Annotated in this window: 26 protein-coding genes; 11 read left to right on the top strand and 15 right to left on the bottom strand. The window is 66.7% G+C overall.

The features are described from left to right. Positions 1-63 precede the first annotated feature (63 nt). The 5 genes from FB473_RS08510 to FB473_RS08490 all read left to right on the top strand — a co-directional run bounded on the left by FB473_RS08510 (position 64) and on the right by FB473_RS08490 (position 5,712). Positions 64-1,812 (top strand): acetolactate synthase large subunit, encoded by a 1,749-nt coding sequence (locus FB473_RS08510; protein WP_167166454.1) that lies wholly within the window; start codon positions 64-66, stop codon positions 1,810-1,812. 37 nt (positions 1,813-1,849) lie between these two features. Continuing rightward, positions 1,850-2,374 (top strand): acetolactate synthase small subunit, encoded by a 525-nt coding sequence (ilvN, locus tag FB473_RS08505; RefSeq protein ID WP_167166452.1) that lies wholly within the window; start codon positions 1,850-1,852, stop codon positions 2,372-2,374. A 99-nt stretch (positions 2,375-2,473) separates the two neighbouring features. After that, positions 2,474-3,499 carry a ketol-acid reductoisomerase gene (ilvC, locus tag FB473_RS08500; protein ID WP_167166450.1) on the top strand — a complete coding sequence of 342 codons (1,026 nt, stop codon included), beginning with the start codon at positions 2,474-2,476 and terminating at the stop codon, positions 3,497-3,499. Positions 3,500-3,649: 150 nt separating this feature from the next. Beyond that, on the top strand, positions 3,650-4,186 hold the full coding sequence (locus tag FB473_RS08495; RefSeq protein ID WP_167166448.1) for a hypothetical protein: 537 nt from the start codon (positions 3,650-3,652) through the stop codon (positions 4,184-4,186). 95 nt (positions 4,187-4,281) lie between these two features. Beyond that, a complete protein-coding gene (locus FB473_RS08490) occupies positions 4,282-5,712 on the top strand; it encodes a flotillin family protein (RefSeq protein WP_167166446.1) in 1,431 nt (476 codons plus the stop codon). Between the two features lie 78 nt (positions 5,713-5,790). Here FB473_RS08490 and FB473_RS08485 read toward each other — a convergent pair whose 3' ends face one another. The 5 genes from FB473_RS08485 to FB473_RS08465 all read right to left on the bottom strand — a co-directional run bounded on the left by FB473_RS08485 (position 5,791) and on the right by FB473_RS08465 (position 11,178). Beyond that, on the bottom strand, positions 5,791-7,086 hold the full coding sequence (locus FB473_RS08485; RefSeq protein WP_167166444.1) for a hypothetical protein: 1,296 nt from the start codon (positions 7,084-7,086) through the stop codon (positions 5,791-5,793). Positions 7,087-7,090: 4 nt separating this feature from the next. After that, positions 7,091-8,242 (bottom strand): SPFH domain-containing protein, encoded by a 1,152-nt coding sequence (locus tag FB473_RS08480; RefSeq protein ID WP_167166442.1) that lies wholly within the window; start codon positions 8,240-8,242, stop codon positions 7,091-7,093. 116 nt (positions 8,243-8,358) lie between these two features. Next, on the bottom strand, positions 8,359-10,041 hold the full coding sequence (locus FB473_RS08475) for a Tle-like phospholipase domain-containing protein (RefSeq protein ID WP_167166441.1): 1,683 nt from the start codon (positions 10,039-10,041) through the stop codon (positions 8,359-8,361). A 15-nt stretch (positions 10,042-10,056) separates the two neighbouring features. Next, complete coding sequence (locus FB473_RS08470) at positions 10,057-10,380, bottom strand: hypothetical protein (protein WP_167166439.1); 324 nt, start codon at positions 10,378-10,380, stop codon at positions 10,057-10,059. Between the two features lie 6 nt (positions 10,381-10,386). Continuing rightward, entirely contained in the window at positions 10,387-11,178 is a 792-nt protein-coding gene (locus FB473_RS08465) for a hypothetical protein (protein ID WP_167166437.1), read from the bottom strand. A 202-nt stretch (positions 11,179-11,380) separates the two neighbouring features. Here FB473_RS08465 and FB473_RS08460 point away from each other — a divergent pair, with 202 nt between their 5' ends. Continuing rightward, positions 11,381-11,581 carry a hypothetical protein gene (locus tag FB473_RS08460; RefSeq protein ID WP_167166435.1) on the top strand — a complete coding sequence of 67 codons (201 nt, stop codon included), beginning with the start codon at positions 11,381-11,383 and terminating at the stop codon, positions 11,579-11,581. Positions 11,582-11,642: 61 nt separating this feature from the next. On the opposite strand, the gene FB473_RS08455 is transcribed toward FB473_RS08460, so the two are convergent. From FB473_RS08455 to FB473_RS08440, 4 genes are all read right to left on the bottom strand, one after another. Further along, positions 11,643-12,905, bottom strand: a complete 1,263-nt coding sequence (locus FB473_RS08455; protein ID WP_208390487.1) for a CehA/McbA family metallohydrolase — start codon at positions 12,903-12,905, stop codon at positions 11,643-11,645. Next, on the bottom strand, positions 12,896-13,723 hold the full coding sequence (locus tag FB473_RS08450) for a ChbG/HpnK family deacetylase (RefSeq protein ID WP_167166433.1): 828 nt from the start codon (positions 13,721-13,723) through the stop codon (positions 12,896-12,898). Before FB473_RS08450 ends, FB473_RS08455 begins: the two co-directional genes overlap by 10 nt. Further along, positions 13,720-15,075: an MFS transporter gene (locus FB473_RS08445; protein WP_167166431.1), complete on the bottom strand. Its 1,356-nt coding sequence runs from the start codon at positions 15,073-15,075 to the stop codon at positions 13,720-13,722. The genes FB473_RS08450 and FB473_RS08445 overlap by 4 nt, the downstream gene beginning before the upstream one ends. Before the next feature lie 145 nt (positions 15,076-15,220). Continuing rightward, entirely contained in the window at positions 15,221-15,889 is a 669-nt protein-coding gene (locus FB473_RS08440; protein WP_167166429.1) for a pentapeptide repeat-containing protein, read from the bottom strand. A gap of 249 nt (positions 15,890-16,138) precedes the next feature. Here FB473_RS08440 and FB473_RS08435 point away from each other — a divergent pair, with 249 nt between their 5' ends. The 5 genes from FB473_RS08435 to FB473_RS08415 all read left to right on the top strand — a co-directional run bounded on the left by FB473_RS08435 (position 16,139) and on the right by FB473_RS08415 (position 19,722). Then, positions 16,139-16,378 carry a hypothetical protein gene (locus FB473_RS08435; RefSeq protein WP_167166427.1) on the top strand — a complete coding sequence of 80 codons (240 nt, stop codon included), beginning with the start codon at positions 16,139-16,141 and terminating at the stop codon, positions 16,376-16,378. Continuing rightward, positions 16,371-16,859: a Clp protease N-terminal domain-containing protein gene (locus FB473_RS08430; RefSeq protein ID WP_167166425.1), complete on the top strand. Its 489-nt coding sequence runs from the start codon at positions 16,371-16,373 to the stop codon at positions 16,857-16,859. Before FB473_RS08435 ends, FB473_RS08430 begins: the two co-directional genes overlap by 8 nt. Before the next feature lie 11 nt (positions 16,860-16,870). After that, the gene (locus FB473_RS08425) at positions 16,871-17,869 is read left to right on the top strand and encodes an ATP-binding cassette domain-containing protein (protein ID WP_341770076.1); all 999 of its coding nucleotides are present in this window, start codon (positions 16,871-16,873) and stop codon (positions 17,867-17,869) included. A gap of 1 nt (position 17,870) precedes the next feature. Then, positions 17,871-18,689 carry an ABC transporter permease gene (locus tag FB473_RS08420; protein WP_167166421.1) on the top strand — a complete coding sequence of 273 codons (819 nt, stop codon included), beginning with the start codon at positions 17,871-17,873 and terminating at the stop codon, positions 18,687-18,689. Between the two features lie 577 nt (positions 18,690-19,266). Next, positions 19,267-19,722, top strand: coding sequence for a MarR family transcriptional regulator (locus FB473_RS08415; RefSeq protein ID WP_167166418.1), 456 nt, complete (start codon positions 19,267-19,269; stop codon positions 19,720-19,722). An 83-nt stretch (positions 19,723-19,805) separates the two neighbouring features. On the opposite strand, the gene FB473_RS08410 is transcribed toward FB473_RS08415, so the two are convergent. The 6 genes from FB473_RS08410 to FB473_RS08385 form a co-directional block, all read right to left on the bottom strand. Next, entirely contained in the window at positions 19,806-20,390 is a 585-nt protein-coding gene (locus FB473_RS08410) for a D-glutamate cyclase family protein (RefSeq protein WP_167166416.1), read from the bottom strand. Then, entirely contained in the window at positions 20,387-21,697 is a 1,311-nt protein-coding gene (locus tag FB473_RS08405; protein ID WP_167166414.1) for an ISL3 family transposase, read from the bottom strand. Before FB473_RS08405 ends, FB473_RS08410 begins: the two co-directional genes overlap by 4 nt. A gap of 528 nt (positions 21,698-22,225) precedes the next feature. Further along, the gene (locus FB473_RS08400) at positions 22,226-22,480 is read right to left on the bottom strand and encodes a glutaredoxin family protein (RefSeq protein ID WP_167166412.1); all 255 of its coding nucleotides are present in this window, start codon (positions 22,478-22,480) and stop codon (positions 22,226-22,228) included. A 115-nt stretch (positions 22,481-22,595) separates the two neighbouring features. After that, positions 22,596-24,254: a dipeptide ABC transporter ATP-binding protein gene (locus FB473_RS08395; RefSeq protein WP_167166410.1), complete on the bottom strand. Its 1,659-nt coding sequence runs from the start codon at positions 24,252-24,254 to the stop codon at positions 22,596-22,598. Between the two features lies 1 nt (position 24,255). After that, complete coding sequence (locus FB473_RS08390; RefSeq protein ID WP_167166408.1) at positions 24,256-25,146, bottom strand: ABC transporter permease subunit; 891 nt, start codon at positions 25,144-25,146, stop codon at positions 24,256-24,258. Positions 25,147-25,217: 71 nt separating this feature from the next. After that, positions 25,218-26,192, bottom strand: a complete 975-nt coding sequence (locus tag FB473_RS08385) for an ABC transporter permease (RefSeq protein WP_279588572.1) — start codon at positions 26,190-26,192, stop codon at positions 25,218-25,220. Between the last annotated feature and the right edge of the window lie 52 nt (positions 26,193-26,244).

Here is a 26,244-nt window from a genome sequence, read left to right as displayed (position 1 = left end):
GGCAGCGAGGGTTTTTTGTTGCCATCGAACCTGTCACCCATGCCGCCGAGGAAAGGACGAACAATGGCCAAGGAGCCTGATGAGCTGCCGATCATGACGGGTGCCCAGGCGCTTGTGGCCTCGCTCGAGCGCTCCGGGGTCGACGTAGCTTTCGGGATCCCCGGTGGGGCGATCCTCCCGGCCTACGACCCGTTGTTCGATTCGTCGATCCGCCACATCCTCGTCCGCCACGAGCAGGGTGCGGGGCACGCCGCCGAGGGGTACGCGATGGCGACCGGACGGGTCGGCGTGTGCATCGCCACCTCCGGCCCGGGTGCCACCAACCTGGTGACGCCCATCGCGGACGCCTACATGGACTCGGTGCCGATCGTCGCCATCACCGGGCAGGTCAACTCCGCGTTCATCGGCACGGATGCCTTCCAGGAGGCCGACATCCGGGGAATCACGATGCCGATCACCAAACACAACTTCCTGGTCAAGCGCACCGAGGACATCCCCGAGACGATCAAGGCGGCGTTCCACATCGCTGCGACCGGGCGTCCGGGCCCGGTGCTCGTCGACATCGCGAAGGACGCCCTCGCGAGCAGCGCGCCGTTCGACTGGAACGACGAGATCGTCATGCCCGGATACAAACCGACGAGCCAGCCGCACAACCGTCAGGTCAAGCAGGCCGCCAGGCTTGTCGCCGCCTCCAAACGCCCGGTGCTCTACGTCGGTGGCGGAATCGTCAAGGCGCAGGCATGGAAGGAGCTGACCGAACTCGTCGACCTGGCGGGAATCCCGGTCGTGACCACCCTGATGGCTCGCGGGGTCGTCCCCGACTCGCATCCGCTCAACATGGGCATGCCCGGGATGCACGGCACGGTCGCCGCCGTGGGCGCGTTGCAGCGTGCCGATCTGCTGATCGCCGTCGGTACCAGGTTCGACGATCGCGTCACCGGGCGGCTGGACTCCTTCGCACCCGACGCGCAGGTGATCCACTGCGACGTCGATCCGGCCGAGATCGGCAAGAACCGCCCGGTCGACATCCCGGTGGTGGGGGACGCGCGCGCGTTCCTCAGCGCCCTGACCGAGGCATTGCGTCAGGAGGAGCCGGCCGATTGGGGCCCCTGGCGCGACTATCTGGCCGGGCTCAAGGAGCGGTACCCCGTGGGCTGGGGCACTCCGCGGGACGGGCGGCTCAGTCCGCAGCAGGTCATCCGCCGCATCGGCGAGCTCGTCGGCCCGGACGCGATCTATGTCACCGGCGTGGGCCAGCACCAGATGTGGGCGGCGCACTTCCTTCCCTTCGAGAAACCGGCCGCCTGGCTGACCTCGGGAGGGGCCGGGACGATGGGCTATTGCGTCCCGGCTGCGATGGGCGCGAAGGTCGGGGCGCCGGACAAGCAGGTCTGGGGGATCGACGGGGACGGCTGCTTCCAGATGACCAACCAGGAGTTGGTGACCTGCGCCCTCAACCACATTCCGATCAAGATAGCGATCATCAACAACAACGTGCTCGGCATGGTGCGGCAGTGGCAGACCCTGTTCTACGAGGAGCGCTACTCGAACACCGATCTGCACAGCGACCAGGTGCCCGACTTCCCCAAGCTGGCCGAGGCCATGGGCTGTGTCGGCCTGCGGGCCAGCACCCCTGAGGAGGTGGACGAGGTCATCGAACAGGCGATGGCCATCAACGACCGGCCGGTGGTTGTGGAGTTCGTCTGCTACAAGGACGCGATGGTCTGGCCGATGGTCGCAGCCGGGACGAGCAACGACGACATCAAGATCGCACGCGACATGGCACCCGAGTGGGAGGCGGAGGAACTGTGAGCAGGCTTCTCGGGAATCGTCCGGAAGGGAGACGACTGTGAGCGTCCACACCCTCAGCGTCCTGGTCAGCAACACCCCTGGTGTCCTGGCCCGAATCGCGGGTCTGTTCAGCCGGCGCGGGTTCAACATCGAATCGTTGGCGGTCGGGCCCACCGAGCGCAGTGACGTCTCCCGGGTCACGCTGGTGACCACGGTGGACGAGGCCAACGTCCTGGAGCAACTCGTCAAGCAGCTGAACAAGCTGGTCGAGGTGTACAAGATCATCGAACTCGAGCCGAACGCCGTGCAGCGTGAGCTCATCCTGGTCAAGGTGCGGTGTGACGACCAGAACCGCAGCGCGATCATCGACGTGGTGGGTCTGTTCCGTGGCAAGGCCGTGGACGTCGGGCCGGAGTCGATCACGCTGGAGGCCACCGGCAGCTCGGAGAAATTGGCGGCGTTGCTGACGATGCTCGAGCCGTACGGGATCATCGAGTTGGTGAAGTCGGGCCAGGTGGCGCTCGGCCGCGGACACCGGAGCATCACCGAGAAGAACCGTCCGGCGTTGCGTGCCCGGCACTGAGCCTTCGTCCGGCCCGGCCCGTTCGGCGGTGCCGGGCGTCGCAGTCCAACCCTCCTGCCTTTGCGCAGCACACACAACAAGAAAAAGGAGCACAACCTCATGGCAGAGATGTTCTATGACGACGACGCCGACCTGTCGGTCATCCAGGACCGGACCGTCGCCGTCATCGGCTACGGCTCGCAGGGGCACGCACATGCGCTGAACCTGCGGGACTCCGGCGTCGACGTCCGGGTCGGCCTGCAGGAAGGGAGCAAGTCGCGGGCGAAGGCGGAGGCTCAGGGCCTGCGCGTCGTCACCCCGGCGGAGGCCACGCGTGAGGCCGACCTGATCATGATCCTGGCCCCCGACCAGGTGCAGCGGACCCTGTACGCGAACGAGATCGCTCCCAACCTCAAGCCGGGGTCGGCGCTGTTCTTCGCCCATGGCTTCAACATCCGTTTCGGCTACGTCGAGGCCCCGGAGGGCGTCGACGTCTGCATGGTGGCCCCCAAGGGGCCGGGGCACCTCGTCCGTCGCGAATACGCCGACGGACGTGGCGTGCCGGTCGTGGTGGCCGTCGAGAAGGACGCCAGCGGCAACGCGTGGGATCTCACCCTCAGCTATGCGAAGGCCCTGGGCGCCCTGCGCGCCGGCGGTATCAAGACCACCTTCGCCGAGGAGACCGAGACCGACCTGTTCGGCGAGCAGAACGTGCTGTGCGGCGGCCTGTCGCACCTCATCACCGCGGGCTGGGAGACGTTGGTCGAGGCCGGCTACCAGCCGGAGGTCGCCTACTTCGAGTGCCTGCACGAGATGAAGCTGATCGTCGACCTCATCTACGAGGGCGGCATCGCGAAGATGCGGTGGAGCATCTCCGACACTGCCGAGTACGGCGACTACGTGTCGGGGCCACGCATCATCGATGCCGGCACGAAGGCCCGCATGAAGGAGGTGCTGGCCGACATCCAGTCGGGTGCCTTCGCCGAGCGCTTCATCGCCGATCAGGACGCCGGCGCCCCGGAGTTCAAGCGCCTTCGCGCCGAGGGCGAGGCACACCCGATCGAGGCCACCGGCCTGGAACTGCGCAAGCTCATGGCGTGGGTGAAGCCGGACGACGATTACCAGCAGGGACACGCCGCGCGCTGAGCCCGGTTCGTCCCCCGGTCGTCGACCCACTCCTGCTGCCCCCGCCACCCCGGGGGCAGCAGTGCGTCCGGGTGGCCGTGCGTTCGGGTTCGGGATGTCTGCCCGGGCGCCGCACCGGTCGCACCGCCCGGGCCCTAGGATGGGCGCACCATGACCGTCTTGCTCATCATCGGTGCCGCGGGCATCGTCCTGTTGCTCCTGGCCCTCTTCGTCGGTGACGTCCTCGAGGGCGGCTTGGGCGTGGACGCCGTCGCAGGCTTCGATTCCGATGTCTTCTCGACTGCGGGTGTGGCTGGACTGTTGGGTGGCTTCGGCTTCGGTGGGGCACTCGGCCTGGAACTGTCGGGGCTCATGTGGGTCGGCGTGGTCGTCGGCGTAGTCGTGGGCGTGCTGCTCGGCTGGGGTGCGGGGCGCCTCACGCGGTTGCTGCGGCGCCAGGGCTCCGATGTGGCGCTGAACACGTCGTCCCTCGTGGGCGTCGAGGCGCTCGTCCTCACCGCGATCCCGGAGGAAGGCTACGGTCAGGTGCGACTCAGCCATGGTGGCCACACCGTGACGCTCAACGCGAAGGCGCCGATCCCGCTGGAGGTGGGCACGCGTGTGTGGGTCTCGGGGGTGCTGTCGGCGACCTCGGTGGAGGTGCTGCCCGTGGACGCGCTGCCGGGCAGCGATGTGATCGGCCGCTGAGATAGGCGACTCCCGGATCGGGCGGTGAACCGCGAACACCGATAGCCTGAGGGCAACCGTTCGCAGCCTCGACACCCGCATAGGAGCGCTCATCGATGAATCCCCTGATCATAGCCATTGTCGGACTGGTCGTCCTCATCGTCCTCATCGGCCTGCTGATCGCGAGCCGCTACAAGGTGGCCGGACCGAACGAGGCTTTCCTCGTCACGGGCCGCAAAGGCAAGGAGGTGCGCAACCCGGAGACCGGGCAGGTGTCCGCCGATCTGTCCGGGCAGAAGGTCGTCATGGGCGGCGGCGTGTTCGTCATCCCGTTCGTCCAGCGCCTGTTCGTCCTCGATCTGTCGAGCCGCCGGATCATGGTGCAGATCCGTGGCGCCGTCTCCGGTCAGGGCATCAAGCTCAACCTGGAGGGTGTGGCCATCGTCAAGGTGGGAGGCGATGAGGATTCGATCCGGGCCGCGGCACAGCGCTTCCTCACGCAGCAGGACGAGATCGAGAGGTTCACGCAGGAGACGCTGGCCGGCTCGCTGCGCTCCATCGTGGGCGGCCTGTCGGTCGAGCAGATCATCCGCGACCGGGCGGCGTTCGCACAGCGGGTGGCCGACGAGTCCGAGTCCTCGCTGACGGGCCAAGGGCTCGTCCTCGACACCTTCCAGATCCAGGACATCACCGACGACGGCTCCTACCTGAACGACCTGGGACGCCCGGAGGCCGCCAAGGTACAACAGCATGCCGCAGTGGCCGAGGCGCAGGCGCGCCAGGAGGCCGAGCAAGCCCGCATCAACGCGCAGCAGCAGATCGCGGTCCGTGAGCGCGAACTCCTCCTCAAGCAGGCCGAGATCAAGGCCGAGACGGACGCCGCCAACGCGCAGGCCGCGGCGGCCGGTCCACTGGCCCAGGCCGATCGTGACCAGGCGATCCTCACCGAGCAGGAGAAGGTCGCGGTGCGCCAGGCGGCCCTGAAGGATCGCCAGCTCGACACCGAGGTGCGCAAGCCGGCCGATGCCGAGCGCTACCGCGTCGAGACCGACGCCGAGGCGCGCAAGAACTCGGCGATCCTCAAGGCGGATGCCGACAAGGCCGCGGCGATCGCGGCGGCGGAGGCGGAGGCCGAGTCGGCCCGTCTCACGGGTGTCGGCGAGAAGTCGCGTCGTATCGCCGAAGCCGAGGCCGTGCGGGCCGAGGGCGAGGCGCAGGCCGCGGCGATCCTGGCCACCGGCAACGCCGAGGCAGAGGCCATGAACAAGAAGGCGGACGCCTACGGCCGGTACAACGAGGCCGCGGTCATCGAGATGCTGGTCCAGGCGCTGCCGCAGGTGGCGGGCAAGATCGCCGAGCCGATGAGCGCCATCGAGAACCTCACGGTCATCTCGACTGATGGGGCAGGCGAGATGCCTCGTCAGGTCACCAACGGAGTCGTTCAGACCGTCCAGTTGTTGAAGGACGCCGCAGGCATCGATCTGTCGCGGCTGCTCGACAAGTACGTGGACGGCGGGAAAGCCCCGGCGGCCGATTCGGAGGCCTGACGGCGGGTCCCTGCGCCCGAGACGGTGGCGTCGCGGCCCTATCTCGTCAAGGCCGCGACGCCATCGTGGTATCGATGGTCAGGATGGTTCGGCGCCGAAGTACGTGTACAGGGCGTATAGGACGACGAGCAGAAGGATGCCCGCGAGGATCGCGAGGGTGATCTTGACCGCGCTCCACGGCCGGCGTCCCTGCACCTCGCCGGTGATCCCGTTGATGAACACGCGGAACGGCTTGGCCTTGTAGGTGACGGTCAGCATCCACACGGGCAGCAGGAGCTGGGAGAACGCGACGGTGTGCCAGGTGATGTCACGCGAGAAGATCCGCTGCTCGTTGCCACCGATGTCGTTCCTGATGGTCGAGTCGATGACTCCCTCCATCCGGGGCTCGACCAGAGCACCGAAGACCTGGTTGGCATCCTGGTCGTAGGTGCGGCACAGGTGCCCGGCGACGAACTCCGGGCTGTAAGGACGCGAGTACTGCATGGGCCAGGGCTCGAGCTCGGTGACCTTCTGATCGTCCAGCCCGGTGTTGGCATGGCCTGTGACATCCTCGAACCGGTTGCGGACGACACCCGAGGCGGGATACCAGTCGGTGACGATGCGGGTCTGGGTGCGGCCCTCGGAGTCCCGGTAGGTCTCGGTGCGGTGGATGCCTCGCTGACCCGTGTAGCTGGTGGTGGTCGCCGCGTCGTAGCTGAAGTACGACAGGTAGACGCTCGTGAAGCTGCCGACGTCCCGGTACTTCTTGAAGGCGTTCGGAGCGAAACGACGAGTGTTGATCCACTTCTCGATCGCCTCCCTGGCCCGCTTCGCGCCGACCTGGAGCGGCAGAATGCCGTCGATCGCGAGCCTCGTCGGAGCGGCCTGCACATCGTCCCGCTGGATGGGGGTGTTGCAATACGGGCAGCGGATGGCCGTGAGGGTGCCGGTGAACACGGTGTGGCCACCGCACGACTGGCACACGACCTCCTTGTCGCCCGACACGCTCGTGGTGGCGTTGGCCTGCAGCGCGGCCAGCTGGCTCATCGCGGACGACAGCTCACGTTTGGGAATGACCGCCGGACGAGCGACCTCGGCCGAGACAGGGAGGGTGTTCCCGCAACTCGTGCACACCAGAGCCTGGGAATCCGGTTCGAACGCGAGCATGCCACCGCAGGCAGGGCAGGGATAGGTTCGGGTCGCCTCGGTGACGTGAAGCATCGCCGGGTCGAAGCGTGACGGGGGCTCCTGCGCGGAGGGCCGGTGCTCGACAGGCTGCGACGCCGAAGGCTGGGGAGTGGCGGATGGGAGCGGCGGCGGGAAGGCTGCCGCCGCGGGCTGGCCGGACGGCGCCGACCAGCCCGCCGGGTCTTGCGGGTGCGACTGCTGCGTCATGTGATCAGGCGTTGCTCCCCGACGCTGCCGCCGGCGGAAGTGGCGGCGGGGCGGCGAAGAAATTGCGGAGAGCCGGCACCGAGACGGCCTGGGCCCAGCCCGCCATGCCCGGGCTCCACACCAGCGTGCTCGGCGTGAGCTGGCCCTGCTCGACCATTCCGCGAAGCTGGCCGACGTTGTAGGGGCCTGCGGCCTGGCCGTTCAACTCGACGTGGAACGCCTGGGCGTCGTCGACCAACGGGGGAGGGGTCTGGGCCTGTTGGGTGGTCTGCTGATTGGCCTGCTGAGCCATCTGCTGCGCCATGGCCATGCCCAAGCCGAACCCCATGGCGTCGCCCATACCACCCGAACCGCCCGGATTGCTGGCCGCCTGCGTCATGGCGTCGGCCTGCTTGGCCTGCTGATACCGATTGAGGTCGCCGAGCTGACCCAGCCAGCCGGCCTCCTCGACGCCCTTCGCGACACCGCGCGTCATCGCCTGGGTGATCTCGTCGGGCAGCGAGACGTTCATGGTGATCGAGTCGATGGCCAGGCCGAACTCGTCGTCCACTCGGCCTGCCACCAGTTCGCGCAGCTTGTCGGCCAGTTCGGCCTGGCGTCCCTGCAGATCGATCGCACCCAGCCCCGTCTGGAGGATGAGGTCGGAGAACGCCTGGGTGATCACCCGGCGGATCAGTTCGGTGATCTCTTCCACATCGACCGAGGAGTCCGTGCCGATCACCTGACGAAGGAAAGTGGGCGGGTCCATCACCCGCACGATGCACAGGCCGTTGGCGCGCACCTGCACCATGCCGAAGTCTGGGTCGCGGATCGTGACCGGGGTCGACGTGCCCCAGCGCAGGTCGGTGACCGGCCGCGTGTTGACGAAGTAGACCTCGGAGCGGAAGGGGCTGTTGAAGCCGTACTTCCATCCCTGGATGGTCGACATGATCGGCAGCGACTCGGTGTTGAGGGTGTAGGAACCGGGGCCGAAGACATCGGCGAGCTGGCCCCGGTACACGAAGATGGCCTGTTGCCCCTCGCGGACGATGAGTTGGGCGCCCTGCTTGATCTCGTTCTGGTAGCGCGGGAAGCGCCAGGCGAGCAGGCTGCGAGAATCCTCCAGCCACTCGATGATGTCGACCAGCTCGCCGCGGAGCTTGTCCATCAGGCCCATGGTGTGCACCTTTCGTGGTGGAACGGTTACCAACGAGAATAGGGCAAGGCGGACGAGGAACACGCCGACCGTGTTCGTTGCCACAGCGGTGCGATCCGTCGGAGGCGGGCCGACGATCAGGATGCCGTCTGCCACCCGTATTCGCTTGCCAGCGAATCCATGACGTTGGCGATGCCGTGTCCCGTGGCCAGGGATCCCTGCTGACCGTCGACACGGTGCTGTGCGCCGGGGATGTCGGGCATCGCGCCGGACAGTCCACCCGCGTTCTCCTGGGCGATGGTCAGCGGATCGTCCGTTGTCTGGTAGCCGCGTATCTGACCGGCGTCGAGCCGAGCGCGCAACTCGTCAGGATCGGCGCCGGTCACACCGGCGCAGTAGGCGAGCATGGGATCGCTGACGCCCGCAGCGTTGAAGGTGACCGCAGCGTTCCCCGTGGTCATCGACGCCACCGCCGCCAGACGCCCGCCCAGGGAATGCCCGGTGTAGACGACGTCGTCGCCCGTGCCGGTCGCTTGGACCGCTTCGGCCAGCCGGATCGCGTCCATGGCCTGCGGGGAGGGCACGAGCCCGCCGATCGCGTCCTCCACGACGTCGTCGAGGATGCCGGCGGTCGTCCCGTCCGGGTTGCGGTCGGCCCCGATCGTGGTAGCACCCATGACGACGACCAGCTGAGTCTTCCCGTCCGGGCCGACGGCACGGTACACGCCTGCGAGGAAGCCATCGCCGTCGTCGGCCAGCAGCGCCGGATCGAGGCCGAGGGCGCGAAGCTCGTCGTCCGTCAGCCTCGTGTACACCTGCTCGGTGACCGGATCGGTCACAGTGCCGTCGCCGTCGGGGAAATCGGCGATCAGGGCCGCCAGGGTCATGTCGCGTTGGTCGGGATCCGCGCCGGCCATGTCGTCGCCGAACGATCCCGGACGGACCCTGCCGTACTCGCCGGGATCGCCCGTCCCCTGCAGCAGGGACGCCGCCCGGGTCATCGTGGTGCCCAACCCGTACATCTGGCCCATGGCCTCGGTGGTGACGCCGACGAGTTCCTGCAGCACCTGTGAGCAGTACTGCACGTAGTCGTTGATGAACGGACCGGCCCAGGCGATGAACTCGGCGATCGCGGCGGTGGCACCCGCGCCAAGCCCCGCAAACCCGCCCGCCAGACCTCCGGCGAGCCCGCCGATCAGGGTGCCGACCGGGCCCAGGACCGATCCGGCCGCTGCTCCGGCAACGGCCCCGGCTGCGGCTCCGGCCGCAGTGACGGCCCCGGCCGTGAGGGCCATGCGGGTGGCCACGCGGACGACCTCGACGAGGCAGTCGCTGATGGTGTCGCGGACGAGGGCTCGCACTGCCCCGACGTTGGCGCCGGTGAGTTCGGCGAGATCGGCGACTCGGTGGGCGGCCGTGCCGTACCCGCTCAGCACCCTCGGAAACGTGTCGGCGGTGTGGCGGAAGGCGTCGGCGGCCTCGCCCTCCCAGCTCGCAGCGGCGACGTGCGCAGCCGCGATGAACCGGTCGGTGTGATCACCTGAGACCCGGCTCGCGGCGTCCCGTACCTGTGAGGCGTGGGCGCTGATCGCCGCCGGGTCGCCCGCCAATGCGTCCAGCATCTCCTGGAACGGCCCGATCGCCTCCATCAGGAAGTCGAGCACGGGCTGGACCAGGTGATTGGGCAGCCAGCGATGGACGTAGAGCTGCATGGCGAGCACTCGTGTGTCGCCCGCGTCGAACACCGGGGTCTGGTCGAAGAGGGCGGCTGCCGATTCAAGAATCTGTGCCGCCCGCGCGAGTTCGCTCTGTTGAGCCATGGCCTCGTCCCCTCGTCAGCCGAACAGGTCGTCGACGGTGGCGCGCAGCCGGTCGGCCAGCGCCTCGTTGGACTTCTCGATCTCCGTGTACAGGCGTGCCGAGTCGGCGAGCCCGGTGGAGACGTCGTGGGCGGCCTCGGCCGCCGCGGTGACCAGGTCGGCGGCGGCGCGCGTCGTGGCCGGTTCCGCGTGACCCGCGGCGAAGACGACCAGCTGGCCGTACACCGCCGGGTCGGGATCCGTGAGGGACGCGCCGGTTCCGGTCATGGCATCGGCCACGTCCTGCATGAGCGCCGAGGCATGGTCGAGATCCGCTGTGCTCCACGCTTGGTCAGCCATGTCGCATCACCTGTCCTGGTCGTCGCTGGTCTGTTCGCCGTCGGAGCTCACCGCGCGGAAGACCTCGTCCAGCTGACGACGTGCATCGGCGACCGCTTCGCCGTAGACGGCTGCGGCATCGTCGGCCAGCTGGAGCGATGGGGTTTTGAGCGCGGCGGCGTGGAAGCGGATCGACGAGGGCGCCAGCCGGGCGTCCACCTCGATCTCCACGTACGGGGAGTCTGCGTGCCCGATCACGTGCCTCGCGCGGGTGGTGGCGAGATCGCCGTCCCGGACGATGCGCTCGAGTCGTCCACGCATCCACGTGTCGTAGTCCTCCCGGGTGGCGCTCGTCCGACGTGGTAAGCCGCCCGGACCGGTCCGGTTCAGCCGCCGGACGCGTCCCAGTGCGTCGGCGGGTGGCCGGAATATGGGCGGTGTGACGGTCGTGTCCGGGACGGGGGACATGTGCAGCGGGAAGCCCGGGCCGGCGGCATCGGAGGCGAGAACCACCCGGATGGATCGCAGCTTGCCGTCATCTATGCCCTCACCCGCCCACAGCAGCCGGGTGGCGGCTTCGTGGACCCGCAGGAACGATGTGGAGAGCTGAGCCGCCGATATGGACGAGTGGGTGTCGGCGAACCCGATCGCGGCCAGAGTCCCCGAAGCGGAGACCTTCAGTTGCGTCAGGCCGTCGGTTGCCACGGCCTGGGTGCGAGCCAATTCTTCGCCGAGGGCTCGGGAGCGATCGGCGAGCGCGGACGCCTGGGCTCGCCAGCGAGCGATCAGGGCGTCGGGGCCTGCAGCGGGGTGTGTCATGCGGCTGTTCCTCGATCCGGAGTCGCCCAGAGTCTAGAGGCTCGGCGGGTCGCGGACGGGTTCAGCAAGCGGCCAGGACCGGCTGTGTGGGCCTCTTCGCCGGGACGTCGCGCTGGGTGCCTCTCCCACCACGCGGGAGAAAACCGTGACGTCGGTCGGGGCTTGTGATCCGATGCGGAGCGATTGAGTGAGGATGAGGTTCATGGCACACCAGAACCCCGACCCCGGTCCCGATGAGCGCGCCCTGGGCCAAAGGCCCGGGGTCAACCAGAACCCCCTGAGCCCGAGCTTCGTCGACGGGCCCAGGCGCTCACCGGCATCCTCACGCGAGATGTTCGTCGCGTTGATCGGGATCGTCGTGATCGTTGCCGTCGTCGCAGTCGTGTTGTCGGTCGTGCGCTAGGTGAACCGTCGCCCAGGTGCCGTCGCCCGGGATCGTTCGCAGGCGCCGACGGCCGACGGGTTCAGCAGACGGCCAGGACCGAGCGGTCGGGGGCCTCGATCCGGTGGAGGTCGGCACGTTCGGGAATCGCCCACCGGTCGGAGCGGATCACGGTGCGGCGTCCCTCAAGATCGACGAGCACGCACCCGGCGGCGTCGATGGCGACCAGTTCGCCGCCCGTGCGGACGAGTGCGGGTTCACCCACGCCGGGGGACCGGCTGATCGCTGTGCGCCCCTTCCGGATGCCTTCCAGGATCGCCTCCGGCGTGGGCTCGGCCGCGGCCACCCAGGTGGTGGGGGTGCCGGGTGGATACCCCTGGGCGGGCGTGTGGAAGTCGGATCCGCCGACGATGACCGGGCCGGGCCGCTGCCCGAGGCCGTCGTCCAGCCCGCCACGTGCCAGATTCCACCAGGCCCACGGCGCCGTGTTGGTGAGGTCCAAGAACCAGCTGACGTGCCAGAACTCCAGCAGGGAGGGCCTGCGGGGAACAGAGTGCTGCCAGGCGCAGTCGTCCTGCAAGGGGTGATTGATCGACATCAGCCCGCCGGCGCCGTCGACGGCATCGAGCCACTCGGCGGCGGGTCGCCGGAAGTCGACGAACCCGATCTCGCCGAACGCGTTGGCGTGCCCGCGGTGGGTGGTCACTTCCTGACCGGGGATCAACGCGATCCCGTACGCGTCCGAGACCCCGGGTAGATGAGGGAAGTGAGAGGTGGTGTTGTGGTCGGTCACGGCCAGGAAGTCGAGCCTGTTTGACGCGGCCGCTGCGGCCAACTCCGCCACCTGCGAAGTGCCGTCCGAGTGCACGGTGTGGGAGTGAAGATCGCCCGCGTACCACGTGAGACCTTCGTCGGCGGGAAGCCTCCGACCGGAGGCTCTGGGGCTGTCCGGTGGCACGGGCCAACCGGCATGGTCACCCAGTACGCCGCCCTCGTCCACAGGCCGCGTGGCGGGGGCCATCACCTCGACCTCGACCAGCGCGCCCTCGACGGGTAACTTGTGCAGGCCGAGGACGACATGCCACCGGCCGGGCCCGGTGCCCGGACGATAGCCCGGGGTTGCCGCGTCCCGGGTGACCACGAACGAGTCCCGAGCACCGCCGGACCAACCCACCCAACCGTCGGGTCCTTCGCAGCCGAGGTCGATCACCGCAGAGGACCGGTCGTAGCGGAGCTTCACCTCGAACGAGTCCTGGTTGCGCAGGACGAACGGCAGACACGGATAACGGTCGGCGGCCTGGTCGTCGAGCGTGAAGACCTGCCGCGTGCGCTCGATCACCGCCACGACGGACGCACCTCGAAGTCGGCCAGAGCCTCTCGGAACCGGGGATCGGCGAGCAGCCGAGCCTCCCAGACGTGGGTCTGCGGGCCGAACTGGGCGGACGGGATCGGATGCAGGAAGACCTCGCTGACGCCATCGTCCGGGACGGCATCGAGGATCGCGAGATATCGGTCGAGCACCTCCTCGTAGCTCGTGAACTCCCGGTCCGCGCCGGGCGGGAGCGAAGCGATGACCGTCGGCAACGGCACCTGCAGGGTGTCCGCGGCGTCCACGGCCGCGTCGAGCTGCGCCGCATGCCGGGTGGTGAAGTCGTGGCCGAACTGGAGGGTCGGGTCCTTCGGCAGACGGAACGGCAGGTGGCGTCGAGAGCAGAAGACCAGCACCTCCGGCAGGAAGCCGCGGCCGAACAGCCCATACACGATGTGGCGGTGGACGTCGATACCGGCGGGCTTCAACCCACGGGTTTCCATCCAGTCGAACTGCGCCTGAAGCTCGGCGATCACTTCGGACGACTCCGCCTTGGCTTCCAACTCGGGCTCGTGGGCGTGGAAAGCCCCGTCGGGACCGACGAGAGAAGCGTGCTCCGTGGCCAGCGGATACCACGGTGGGCCTTCGACCGGGCTCGTGAGGTTGAAGTGCAGACGGAGCCGAGCCGGATCAGCCCCGGAGGCGAGGTACTGGCTCACGGCGTCCCGCGCGTGCGGGCTCGACACGATCATGGTCGTGCTCGAGATGAGGCCGTCGACGAGCAGGCCGACGATGAGACGGCTGACCTCGGGGTGAAGACCGTAGTCGTCGGCGGTCAGGACGATGCGCTTCATACGATCACCTCCCGGTTGGCGTCCGGCACCTTGATGATACGGCTGAGAACCACGCCGATCAGGGCCACTGCCAGGGGGCAGATCGACATGTAGAAGCGGAAGGCGGCACCGGGATCCGGGCCGGGGTCATCACCGGAGTAATAGCCGAACAGGTAGCCGAGGGATGACACCGCCAGGCCGTTGACCATGCCGGACAGACGTCCGAAGAAGCCGAATGCGGCCAGGTAGATGCCCTCACGGTGGAGGCCTGTGCGGCGGGCGTCCTCGTCCAGCATTCTTGCCTGGATGAGATCGTTCGTCGCCATCAGCCCCGACCAGCCGACGGCGATCACAGCTCCGGCGGCCATGGTGGTGACCAGCGAGTTCGCGAAATAGAGCGGGACGAAGCCCACTGCGAGCACGATGAATGCCGCGCGCCACACTTTCGGGGCACCGACGCGCCGGATGACCTGTGCCCAGGTCGCCAATCCCACACCGGCGAGCACGATCACGACGAGCTGGATCCACAGCGCATCGCCGACCGGGAGGCCGAGCGCGTACTTGACATACAGCTGCACCCCGGCGAGCAACATCGCGAGTGGGATCAGATAGCAGGCGGACGCGATGCCGATCTGCCAGAACAGCCTGGTGCGGACGATGTCCCAGATGGAACCGAAGAAGGCAGGCTTGGTCGATTCGGCGTGATGGGGGTTCTCCCGCACCGAGACGACCATGAACGCGATCACGACCCAGGCGATCACCGCATAGATCAGTGCGGTGCGTGTGAAGCCGATCGTGGTCTCCTGGCTCCCCAACACCTGGGTGGCCAGCATCGGGGTGAGGGCCAGCGAGACGACCATGCCGATCAATTGGGCGCCTTGACGGGCCGCGTTCGCCGACGCGCGCCGTCGTTCAGCGGGGTAGACCTCCGGCAGAAGGGCACCGTAGTTCGCTCCGAGCATCGAGTCGGCCGCCTCGCAGGTGAGGGCGAAGAACGTGAACCACGCCACCAGCCCGAGGCCGGACAGGTCGTCGGGGGCAGAGAAGAACCCGACGAAGCACGCCGCCAGCACCGTGGCCCCCACCAGGAGCCAGGGCCGTCGTCGTCCGAATCGTGTGCGGGTGCGGTCGGAGAACCATCCCAGCACCGGGTTGTCGATGGCGTCCAGGATCGCGTACACGGTCATGACGACGCCGTAGGCACGCGCGTCGAGACCGTGCAGGTCGACGTAGTAGAGCAGCATCGATCCACGGATCATGTTGATCGGGATCGACATGCCCAGGAAGGCGCTGGCGTAGCGCCAGATCGGGGTGTCCGGCTGCGGCTCCGCGGACAGCGAAGCGCGGGCGGCGGGTTCGGCATCGGTGGCCATGGCGCGCAAGCTACCGGCGCCCGGTGAGCGGCGGGTGAACAGGACGCGAACAGCGGCGGTGGACGAAGTCGAGGTCGCGGTCCGGCTTTGCTGCCGACGCGGCAGCTGCGATGCGTCCGGGTGCCTGATGCCGCGCGTCGCGTGCTCAGTCCTTGTCGGCGATCGTGATGCCGAAGTGCTGGGCGAAGAGGCCGGCCATGGAGTCCACCTGCCGGCTGGAGAGGATCGCACCGCGGAGCCCCTCGAACCCTTCCAGCACCTGCGTATCGAGGCCGCGGAGATCGAGGTGCTGCGCGCGTGTGTTGGTGAGGGCCAGCTTCTCGGTGCTGCAACCCTCGAATCGGACGCGCTCGATCTGCGCGCCGCTGAGGTCCAGCTCATCGAACCGGCAGTTCCTGAACACCACATCGTGGAGCTTTGTCGACCGGAAGTTCACCCATCCCAGCTTCGAGTTGGAGAACGCGACCCGGCTGAGCTGGGCGTCGTAGATCTCCGCCGCGCCTATGCGTGAGGTGGTGACCTCGACGTCGCGCCACGTGGTGCGTCTCGCCGACAGGGTCGGGGCGTTCAGCTGGTCGATCCGCACCTGGATGAACCGGGCACCACGGAAGTCGGTCTCGTCGGCCGACCAGCCCACGAGTTCGCATTCATTGAAGGTGGAGCCCGACAGGTTCCAACCTGGCACCCGGGCGTCGGACAAGCGGAGACCGTCATACGACTGGTGCGCGGCAAGCTCGGAGGGATCTGCCTCGGAGAGGTCGTTCAGGCGGAGCGGTTCGATCTGCGGCTGGGCGCTCGTCGTTGTTCTGCGCACAGGAACCTCCTTCCTCGATCGGACCATGTGCCGTCGAACGGTTCGTCGTTCAGGGTAGACGGCACAACGCGCCGGAAACCACGGGCCCGGTGCCTCCGATGCTGCCGCAGGAGCACGAGCTTTTGAGGTGCAACGACGCGCCGACGGCCAAGAAAACACATTCTCTTCTCGCGCTCTTCTCGCGCGAGTCTCACCAGTTCTAGCAACTCGAGTTGCCTAACATCGAGATAAGCAACTAGAGTTGCCTACATGGACATCGCCCTCATTCCCCCGGATGATCCCATCGCCGACGACCTTGCTGCTGTCGGCGCTCTGCGAGCCCTTGCCGATCAGCTGGAAGACTCCGCTGTCGAGCGTGCGCTGCGCGCTGGCTGGGGATGGGCCCAGATCGCCGAAGCTCTCGACGTCACCCGACAGGCGGTGCACAAAAAGCACCTGCGCCGGGTCGCTTCGCTGGGCCTCGATTTGCGCAGGAGGAACAATGGCTGACCAAACCGACTTCCGCGCCCTACTCGACGTCGCGCAGGCCATAGCTGCCGAGCGATCGTCGGCGACCGTCGCAGCGGAGCATTTGTTGCTCGCTCTGCTGTCCGACCAGACCAGCCGAGTGGCGACGCTCCTGGCCGAGCACAGCCTGACCGCCCAGACCTTCTCCGCTGCGCTCGATAAGGAGCGCGACTACACACTCGCCGGGATCGGCGTCCGAATTCGGGACCCTGCCCGGCTCGCAGCAGCGCCACGTGCATATCCAGGTCGACCGCGTTTCTCCGCTTCCGCGAAGGAGGCTTTGGATCGCGCGAACGTCCTCATCCACAAGCAACGAGGGCACGTCCAGCGTGCTGGCGACCTCGCGTTGCTCGTCGGCATCCTCTCCGCCGAACTCGGAATCGTTCCCCGTGCACTCATCCGCGGCGGCTTCGATCGGACGGAACTTCTTGCCTCCGCTCACGAGGCACTTCAGAACCCATGAAGGGAAAACCCGTGACTATCTCCCATGCAACTGACCTCGCGATCGACGCGGAAGGCCTTGTGAAGGCTTTCGGCACGAATCGCGCGGTCGACGGAATCGACCTACGGGTCGAACGTGGCGCCGTCTACGGCGTCCTCGGCCCGAACGGGGCCGGCAAGACCACCGCTATCTCCATGCTCACCACTTTGCTCAAACCCGATAGTGGCACCGCCAGGATCTTCGGCCATGACGTCGTCGACGAGCCGAATGCCGTTCGGCAGTTCATCGGCGTCACCGGCCAGTACGCCTCGGTCGATGAGAAAGTGTCTGGGATCGAGAACATGATCGTCTTCGGACGGCTGCTCGGCCTCGGACGGCAGGGGGCCAAGCGACGGGGGTTCGAGCTGCTCGATGCCTTCGGACTCTCCGAGGCCGCCACGCGCCCGGTCGCCAAATACTCGGGCGGCATGCGCCGCCGGCTCGACCTCGCCTCCAGCCTCATCGCGCAACCCCCGCTGATCTTTCTGGACGAGCCGACGACCGGCCTCGATCCTCGGACGCGCGGCCAGATGTGGGACGTCATCCGCGGGCTCGTGGCGAATGGGTCGACCGTGCTCTTAACGACCCAGTACCTCGACGAGGCCGACCAACTCGCGCATCGCATCGCCGTCATCGATCGCGGAAGGGTTGTCGCCGAGGGAACCGCGAACGACCTCAAGGCGCTCGTCGGAACGGCGACGCTTCAACTCGTCCTAGCAGATGCCTCCGCCACCGGCAATGCGCTGGCCACGGTCGAGCAGGTCCTCGGTGCCCACGCCTCGGCCGCATCGGAGCGCGGACACATCACCGCTCCAATGACGGACCCTGAGCGCATCACCGATCTCCTGATCGCCATGAGACACCACGGCATCCAACTGGCAGAAGTCAGCGTGGAGCAGCCGACGCTCGACCAGGTGTTCATGACCATCACCGGCCACGAGGCCTGGAACACCGAAGCACCCACCGGACAGCAGAAGACGAGGATTCGATAGCATGACCGCACTTGTCCAGGCACAGCCAGTTCTGTTCCCCACGATGTTGAAGAAGCGCATCGGTTTGCGCGACACCGTCTCCCAGACCGCGACGATGGCCTACCGAGCTCTGCTGCGGCTGCGGCGAACACCCGAACAATGGGTCGATATCCTGCTCATGCCGTTCATCTTTACCTTCATGTTCGCCTTCCTCTTCGGAGGCGCGATCGCCGGGAGCGTCTCCGACTATCTACCCTCGCTCATTCCTGCGATCATCGTGCAATCGGTCGTCCAAGCCTCGGTCCTGACGGGAACGCAACTGCGAGAGGACATGGATACCGGTGTTTTCGACCGGTTCCGCTCTCTCCCGATCGCTCGAATAGCGCCGCTGGCCGGGCCGCTGCTGACCGACACTATTCGCTACGCGATCATCACGGGTCTGACGATGCTCGTCGGCTTTCTCATTGGCTGGCGCCCCGGCGGCGGATGGGGACTTCTCGTCGGTGCGTTGCTCGTCATTGTTGTCACCTGGGCCGTGAGCTGGATCTGGGCGCTGCTCGGCGTCACCGCACGCACCACCGGAACCGTCCAGGGTGTCGCCATGCTCGTCATGATGCCTATGACCTTTTTCTCCAACGCCTTCGTCCCCACCAGCACTCTTCCCGACTGGTTACGTCCCATCGCCGACTGGAACCCGCTCTCACACCTCATCACCGCCCTGCGCGCACTCATAAACGACGGTGTCTGGGGAACCGAGGCGTGGTGGACGCTGCTCGGGGCAGCGATCATTGTCGCAGTTTTCGCCCCACTGACCACACGGGCATACATGCGCAAAGCCTGAGACCCCAATTGCTCACTGCCGAATTCCCGGCGGCCAGCAAGGCGAAGTGAGTCGTGCCGATGGCAGGGGTGTCCGAGCGGTCATCACGCGCCTAGATCTAGGTGGGATAAACTCATGTTCCGTCCGTTCTGTTCGTTGTCGGATCATGTTGCCGGTGGCACTCGTGGTCTGCTGGGCACTCACCGCATGCTCGGGGACGGTGAGCGACGATCCGGACGCGCCCTCTTCGGAGTCTTCGACCGCGGGATCGGCGGTCGACACGACCGTGTCGCCGGCGGGGGAGCCGGACGCCATGAGTTCGTCCTATGCCCCCGGCGCCCCGACCCCTTCCACCCCGGCACCCGGGCGTCGGACAAGCGGAGACCGTCGTACGACTGGTGCGCGGCAAGCTCGGAGGGATCTGCCTCGGAGAGGTCGCTCAGGCGGAGCGGTTCGAACCGGATGCCGTGTGATCGGAAAAGGATCTCGACGACGACGAGTGGGCCGGTGGCTCAGGGGACACGTGTGTCAGGTATCTTGACCAAATGATGCGATGCACAGGCTCTTCCTCGCAGTGAACCCAAAACGGAGGTACGACGTGGAGCAGACTCAAGGAATTGACTCCGACCATCTCGCGGCAACGCGCCTCAGTTACGCGATCGGTTGCCTCGGGCGAGTGCTCCACAAGCGGATGAACGACGTTCTTGCCGAAGTCGGTATCACGACGGCTGAGTACACGGTCTTGTCGACCCTGCGCAACCGTCAGGACCTGACCAATGCGCAAATCGCGCGCCGTAGCCTCGTGTCGCGTCAGTCCGCCCACCAGATCATGGGAGCCCTTGAGAAAAGAGGGCTTGTCGATGCCCGGGAAGGTCAACCTGGAGCGCGGGGTCACTTCGTGTGTCTCACACCGGCCGGGGAGACGACGCTGAACCGTGCCGACGAACTCACCGACGCGTTGGAGGACCAGGTATTCGGCAGCATGCCGGCAAGTGAACGGCGAGCTTTGGTGGGTCACCTGATGGCTTGGGTAAATGTGGTGCACTCCTCCTGATCGTGGAGCGACAGTCGATTCACATCGGCTGATGCGGATCGGTCATGTCTGCGAGGTCGACCGCAATGGGCTGCGAGATCCGCTCAGCGAGGAAGGCCGTCGGAATACCGTCGATCCGTCACAAACATGTACCCGGGCGAGTGGTTGATGATCAGAGGAATGCTCACTTCGTCCAAGACGTGTGACAAGATCCCCGAGCATCCCCAGAAGACCGGCACGTCTCCATCCCTTTGCGTAGGTGGTGCGAGGTAGTCGTCGAGCTTTATGCCCAGTTCTCCGGGGTCGCCGATATGGACCGGCGCACCATGGGCGAACGGCATGAGTGCGGTGGTAGCGACGACTGTGTCCACCCATTCCGGCGGGAATGCCCGCATGGTGTAGACATTGGGTCCTCCGAAACGCCCATAAGAACGGCTGGCAGGGTTCGCGCTGCGGTAGACCCCGGTTTGGATGAGGCCCTGATCCCAGTGACGCAGGGGCACGCCGAGGTCGGCGAGCGCCCATTCGATCGTGTAGCTGCATCCGATCAGCACACTGACCAGATCATCGCGCCAAAGATCGGTGACATCCGGACGGGTCGCTACGAATCGTCCGTCGATCCGGACCTCGTAGCTCGGCAGATCGGTCGCGATGTCGGAGTCGGCGGCGAGAGCGCTTTCGCGGCTCATCCGAATCCAGGGTGTAGTCGGGGTCTGAATCCGCCGGCCTCGAGGAGCGATCTGGCGATGTAGTTGGTGAGGTTGCGGAAGCCGAGGGCGGAGCCGCGTAGGTGTTCGAGTCGGCCGTTCATGGCCTCGGTAGGCCCATTCGAGGTGCCGGGGCGGTCGAAGTAGGCCAGGACGTCGGCAGCGCGTCGGTTGAGAGTACGGCCCAGGGTCCGCAGCTCGGTCAGCGTGGCCGGGACTCCCTGTGCGAGGGAGGCGATCAGGTGGGTCATGAGGTCTCGTCCCCGGGTCCGGTCGGGTTCGCGGTAGGCGGTGACCATGCGCTGGTAGACGGCCCAGGTGGCCTCGACCTCGACGTGGTCGTCCCCGGTGAACAGCCGATCGAGCCGTTGCTTCTGCTTGTCGGTGAGCAGGTCGGCGCCGGTGTGCAGGGTGCGGCGGGCGGTGTAGAGCGGGTCGCCCTTGCGGCCGCGGTGGCCACGGGTGTGCTGCTGGACGCGGCGGCGGCACTCATCGAGCGCGTCACCGGCCAGGCGGACGACGTGGAAGGGATCCATGACCGCGACCGCGTCGGGCAGTTCCTCGGTGGTGGCGGTCTTGAAGCCGGAGAAGCCGTCCATAGCGACGACCTCGACGCCGTCTCGCCAGGCCTGGGGGCGTTCGGCGAGCCAGGTCTTGAACGTCTGCTTGGAGCGTCCCTCGACCATGTCGAGCAGCCGCGAGGGCCCGGTCCCGTCCCGGACGCCGGTGAGGTCGATGATGACGGTGACGTACTTGTCCCCGCGGCGGGTGTGGCGCCACACGTGTTCGTCCACGCCGACGGCCGTGACGCCGTCGAAGCGGGTCGGGTCGTCGATCAGGACGCGGCTTCCTTCGGCCAGGACCGCGGTGTTGGCGGTGTTCCACGAGACACCGAGCCCTTCTGCGACGCGGGCGACGGTGAGGTGCTGGACGACGATGCCCTCCAGGGCCCAGCGCAGGCCCCGGCGGGAGAGCTTGGCCCGCGGCTCGGCCGCGGCGGTGGTGTCCTGGCGCCACACGTGCCCGCATCCGGTGCACCGGTAGCGGCGCACCGTGACCTCCAGCGTGGTGGGGCGCCACCCCAGCGGCTCGTGCGCGAGCTCGCGGGTGACGGTGTCGCGTGGCGTGCCCTCGCAGCCGCACCGACGGCACCACCCGTCGGGCTCGACGACCCGGCAGGCCAGGACCGCCCGGTCGGGCTCGAGGCGCTGCCCGACGACCTGAAGGCCGAGCTCGTCGAGGCGGGCGAATGTGGTCAGGTCAGGGCGAGCGAAGGTAGCGTCGGGCACGTCGAGGTCTTCCGGATGGGTGGCGTGAGAACCTCCATCTTCGGAAGACCTCGACCCCTATCCGGTGACCGACGCGCCGCCCCGCACTACACCCTCAACTGCGAAGAGCCGCTTTCGCGTTGCCCGGGTTCCATGACCTCGAGCACGGGTAACGCGGCGCTGTTCCTGACGCAATACCCGAGAAACTCGCCGAGAAACGGCTTGGGCAGAATAGCGACTCCCGCTTGGATGAAGCCATCGGCAGCCGCAGCCGTCGTCCCTGTGAACTCACCTCGCCGCGCAAGCGTTCGGATCTGGCTGCCGCTGGCTGGCGCCATCGCGCTCGGACTGGTACTCACTCTTCTGACATTCATGGGCACACCTCCGTTGTCAGGTCGGCTGGGCCATCAATCGCATGGGGACGTCGGCCATCGCACGTCGTGGCCGACGCGGTGAGGTCAGGTCGGCGAACAGGGTGGGCTCGCGTACCTCCTGGCGCCCTCCACCGGGCCCGGCCCACCATCGGCGCACTCCGCGCCGCGCGACCGCTTACTCCTGGTCGTCCTGTGTTTCGATCGCTTTCGCCAGTTCATCCGTCGAAGGTTCCACGAGCACGATGTTCCTGACCAGCACCACGGGCCACCGGTTGGCACCGTTGCTCAAATCGTTGGCGTGATCGCGTTCGGCTTGTGACTCTTCGATGTCATGCCATCCATATTCGAATCCTTGTTCTTCGAGATAACCACGCACGTTGTTCGTGTCCTGGCATGTCGTCTTTCCGTACACATCCACCAGTTTCGCCATCTTCAATGTTCTCCTTGTCTGTTTCAGTCGAGATTTACAACCGATATCGGCCTACAGCGTGGCATCGGAACCCGAGGTGCGGGCCGCAGCCTGGCCAGATCGCCCGAGGCAGGACTCACGAGTCGATCGCCTCCTTCACGGTACGAGGCCGTCTCCCCGGGACGGCGTCCAGCAGACGACGGGTGTAGTCGTTGCGTGGGTTCGCGAAGATCTGGTCTGCTGCCCCACTTTCGACGACGACACCCTTGTGCATCACGTGAACCACATCGGAGACCCTTGCGACCACACCGAGATCGTGGCTGATGAGCAGGTATCCGACACGCAGGTCTCGTTGAAGCTCGTCGAGCAGATCGATGATCTGCTGCTGGACGAGCGCATCGAGAGCCGAGAGCGCTTCGTCCAGAACCATGACACTCGGACGGAGGACCAGCGCCCGGGCAATCGCGACCCGCTGGGCCTGCCCGCCGGAGAGTTCGTGTGGATATCGACCGAGGTATCGTGCCGGAAGCCGCACCATGTCGAGGGTCTCCCGTACCCGCTCGGCTCGGCTGATCCGGTCACCGATGCGGTGTACAGCAAGCGGCTCCGTAAGGATCGAGCCAACGCGCTGGCGGACGTCGAGGGATGCCACGGGGTTTTGGAAGACCGGCTGGACGAGCCGCCTGGCGGCAAGCACCTCCTTGCGGGTCCGAAGCGTTTCGAGCCGTGCGCCGCCGATCTCCACTTCGCCGGACGTGGGGCTTTCGATCCCGAGCGCCATCATGGCAGTGGTCGTCTTCCCCGATCCGGATTCGCCGACCAGGGCCACCGTCTGGCCGGCTCGGAGGGTGAACGACACGTCGCTCACGGCGGTGATCCTGCCGTCGCGGGTTTCGAAGGTTTTCCTGAGGTTTCGCGCCACCAGCAGCGGCGCGGTTGCGTCGTCCGCGGGCGGCGGCTGACGATCCCGGCCTTCCGCCAAGCCGTCGAGACTCGGTTCGGAAGCGACGAGAGCCCGCGTGTACTGCGCCTCAGGGTTCGCGAGCACTTGTGAGCTCCGCCCCGCTTCGACAATGCGTCCGTCCTTCATCACAGCGATACGGTCCGCCCGCTCGGAGGCCATTGCGAGATCGTGGGTGATGATGAGCATCGCGGCCCCGATCTCGATGATCTTGGTGTCGATCAGGTCCAGGATCGAGCGCTGAACGGTTGCGTCGAGCGCTGACGTGGGCTCGTCGGCGATCACCAGTGACGGACGCCCGGCCAGGGCGATCGCGATCAAGATGCGCTGTCGCATTCCGCCCGAGAACTGGTGCGGGGAATGGGAGTAGCGTTCCGCCGGGTCGCTGATGCCCACCGCCTGCATGAGATCGATCGCCTTCGTCCTCGCGGCACGGCGCGTCAACCTCGGGTTGTGAAGCCGCAAGGCCTCGGCGATCTGGTATCCGACGGAGTAGAGGGGGTGGAGGCTCGTCCCGGGATCTTGCGGGATGAACCCGATCCGGCTCGCACGGAGCTTGCGCGCCGCCCTCTGACCGAGATCGTCGATTCTCACCCCGTCGATGGTGATGGCCCCACGAGTAGCCGTCGCGTACGAGGGCAGCAGGCCGTCGATCGCCAGTGCGGTCGTGGTCTTCCCCGATCCCGACTCCCCGACGAGCGCCAGCACCTCACCCGGGGATACCGAGAAACTGAGCCCCCTGACGGCGTCCTCGGTACTTCCTGCCGTGAGGAACCTGACGTGCAGGTCCCGCACCTCCAGCACGGGTCGCTGCGGGACTTCGGCCTCGCTCACCTCACACCTCCCTGACGAGTCCAGGCGATTGCACTGCTGCTGCCCGCCGGTCGACAAGGCCTCCGCGACCGCGCACGTGCGCACCGGGTTGCCAGCGTGGATCGAGGATGTCCCGTAGCCCGTCGCCCACCAGGTTTCCGCCCAACACCAGCAGCACCAACGCCGAGGCAGGAATGATGAGGGGCCACGGCGATGTGTAGATGTATTCACGCGAGTCGGCGATCATGTTCCCGATGCTCGCGTTCGGGGCAGGTATCCCGGCACCGAGGAAGCTGAGCGCGGTCTCGATCACAATCGCCGACGAGAACGCCGCCGACGCTTGCACGACGATGGACGATGCCGCGTTCGGCAGGATGTGGCGCGTCATCGTCCACGTCTTTCCGGCGCCCACCGCCTCGAGTGCACGGACGTAGAGCGCTTCGCGGGCAACCAGAACGTTCGACCTCGTCAGGCGAGCGATCCCGGGAAAGAACACGACAGTCATGCACAGCACGAGATTCCACGATGAGGCCCCTACGGCGGCCACGATGGCGAGTGCCAGGAGGATCTCGGGGAAGGCCGTCAGGCCGTCGATGAACCTCATGACGACAGCGTCGAGCGGCCGAACGTAGGCGGCGACGAGCCCCGCCGCGACGCCGAGCAGGGTTGCACAGAGCGCGACCCCCAAGCCGATGGACACTGAGATGCGTATCCCGGCGAACGTCCGAGCGCCCAGGTCACGACCGAAGGAGTCCGTGCCGAGCGGGTGACCGGGGGACCCGGGAGCGACCAACCGGGCGACGACATCTGTCGCGTTGGGGTCGATGTCGTCGAGGACCGGCCCCAACAGCCCGGCACCGACGACCAGCAGCACAAGGGTGCCCCCGACGACGAACCGGCGGTTCGTGAGCACCCTGGGGATTCGCCGGCCGCTGGGCTGGGCCTCTGCCCGGTGTGAACTCGAGTCGATTGAGCGAATATCTTTCACTGGTTTCGCGCCTTCTTCGATTGTTGCCCAGTTATGCGGATGCGCGGATCGATTGCCGAATAACCGATGTCGACGAGCGCATACAAGACGACATAGATGGTTGCGACCACCAAGATGGTTCCCTGGATGACGGGTATGTCACGATGCTGGATCGAACTGAGCATGAGTTGGCCGACGCCCGGAATGGAGAAGATCGTCTCGATGACCGCGGCTCCACCGACGAGACTGCCGAATGATTGCGCGACCACTGTGAGAATCGGGATGCCGACCGCTCTCAGCACGTGCACGAGAGTCACGCGAGCGGGCCCAGCGCCTTTGCTCCGCGCTGTGCGGACGAAGTCGGAGCTCGCGACATCGACCACTGCGGCGCGTGTGACTCTGCCGATTCCTGCGATTTGTACGACGGCGAGTGCGACTGCGGGCAGGAGCAGATGGCTGACGGCCTCGAGTAGGTCGTCAGCCGGCGACACGAACCCCGCGACCGGCAGGATTTTCAGCTCGACTGCGAAGATTCGCACGAGAAGCAGGCTGATGATGAAACCGGGGACGGAGACCCCGGCCATCGCCAAGACGTTCAACGTGACGTCGGCCGGGCCTCCCTGGCGTTGTCCGGCGGCGATGCCCAGTGGTATGGCGACGGCAAGTGCGAGAAAGGCCGAGAAGAGGGCCAGCCAGAGCGTGGGAACGAGGTATTGAAGAACTATCGGCAGAACGTCGTGGTGAAGCGAGAAGGAATATCCGAAATCACCTCTGAGCACACCAGAAATCCACGAGACGTATCCTTCTGCCAGCGATTTGTCGAGGCCCAGGGCCGCGCGCAACTGGTCATAAGATTCCTGGGTGAAGTTATCGCCCAGGATAACCCTGGCCTGATCTCCCGGAATCAGACGGACGATGGTGAATCCGACGATCGACACAACGAACAGCACTTCGATCAACTGAAGCACTCTTCTCGAAATAAAACCTATCATGCGCCTGTCGAACCCATCAAAAACACTTCCCTTTCTTACTCAGGTCATGTGG

The sequence above is a fragment of the Brooklawnia cerclae genome (assembly GCF_011758645.1).
Taxonomy (GTDB): Bacteria; Actinomycetota; Actinomycetes; order Propionibacteriales; family Propionibacteriaceae; genus Brooklawnia; species Brooklawnia cerclae.
This window is presented reverse-complemented; position numbering and strand designations above follow the sequence as displayed.

Bases quoted from the DNA above. Each gene is read 5' to 3' on its own strand.
- FB473_RS08510 (WP_167166454.1), top strand. From the start codon at position 64: ATGGCCAAGGAGCCTGATGAGCTGCCGATCATGACGGGTGCCCAGGCG.
- FB473_RS08495 (WP_167166448.1), top strand. From the start codon at position 3,650: ATGACCGTCTTGCTCATCATCGGTGCCGCGGGCATCGTCCTGTTGCTC.
- FB473_RS08450 (WP_167166433.1), bottom strand. From the start codon at position 13,723: ATGAAGCGCATCGTCCTGACCGCCGACGACTACGGTCTTCACCCCGAG.
- FB473_RS08445 (WP_167166431.1), bottom strand. From the start codon at position 15,075: ATGGCCACCGATGCCGAACCCGCCGCCCGCGCTTCGCTGTCCGCGGAG.
- FB473_RS08490 (WP_167166446.1), top strand. From the start codon at position 4,282: ATGAATCCCCTGATCATAGCCATTGTCGGACTGGTCGTCCTCATCGTC.
- ilvC (WP_167166450.1), top strand. From the start codon at position 2,474: ATGGCAGAGATGTTCTATGACGACGACGCCGACCTGTCGGTCATCCAG.
- FB473_RS08410 (WP_167166416.1), bottom strand. From the start codon at position 20,390: ATGAGCCGCGAAAGCGCTCTCGCCGCCGACTCCGACATCGCGACCGAT.
- FB473_RS08435 (WP_167166427.1), top strand. From the start codon at position 16,139: ATGGACATCGCCCTCATTCCCCCGGATGATCCCATCGCCGACGACCTT.
- FB473_RS08480 (WP_167166442.1), bottom strand. From the start codon at position 8,242: ATGGGCCTGATGGACAAGCTCCGCGGCGAGCTGGTCGACATCATCGAG.
- FB473_RS08475 (WP_167166441.1), bottom strand. From the start codon at position 10,041: ATGGCTCAACAGAGCGAACTCGCGCGGGCGGCACAGATTCTTGAATCG.
- FB473_RS08430 (WP_167166425.1), top strand. From the start codon at position 16,371: ATGGCTGACCAAACCGACTTCCGCGCCCTACTCGACGTCGCGCAGGCC.
- FB473_RS08460 (WP_167166435.1), top strand. From the start codon at position 11,381: ATGGCACACCAGAACCCCGACCCCGGTCCCGATGAGCGCGCCCTGGGC.
- FB473_RS08400 (WP_167166412.1), bottom strand. From the start codon at position 22,480: ATGGCGAAACTGGTGGATGTGTACGGAAAGACGACATGCCAGGACACG.
- FB473_RS08465 (WP_167166437.1), bottom strand. From the start codon at position 11,178: ATGACACACCCCGCTGCAGGCCCCGACGCCCTGATCGCTCGCTGGCGA.
- FB473_RS08470 (WP_167166439.1), bottom strand. From the start codon at position 10,380: ATGGCTGACCAAGCGTGGAGCACAGCGGATCTCGACCATGCCTCGGCG.
- FB473_RS08420 (WP_167166421.1), top strand. From the start codon at position 17,871: ATGACCGCACTTGTCCAGGCACAGCCAGTTCTGTTCCCCACGATGTTG.
- FB473_RS08385 (WP_279588572.1), bottom strand. From the start codon at position 26,192: ATGATAGGTTTTATTTCGAGAAGAGTGCTTCAGTTGATCGAAGTGCTG.
- FB473_RS08485 (WP_167166444.1), bottom strand. From the start codon at position 7,086: ATGACGCAGCAGTCGCACCCGCAAGACCCGGCGGGCTGGTCGGCGCCG.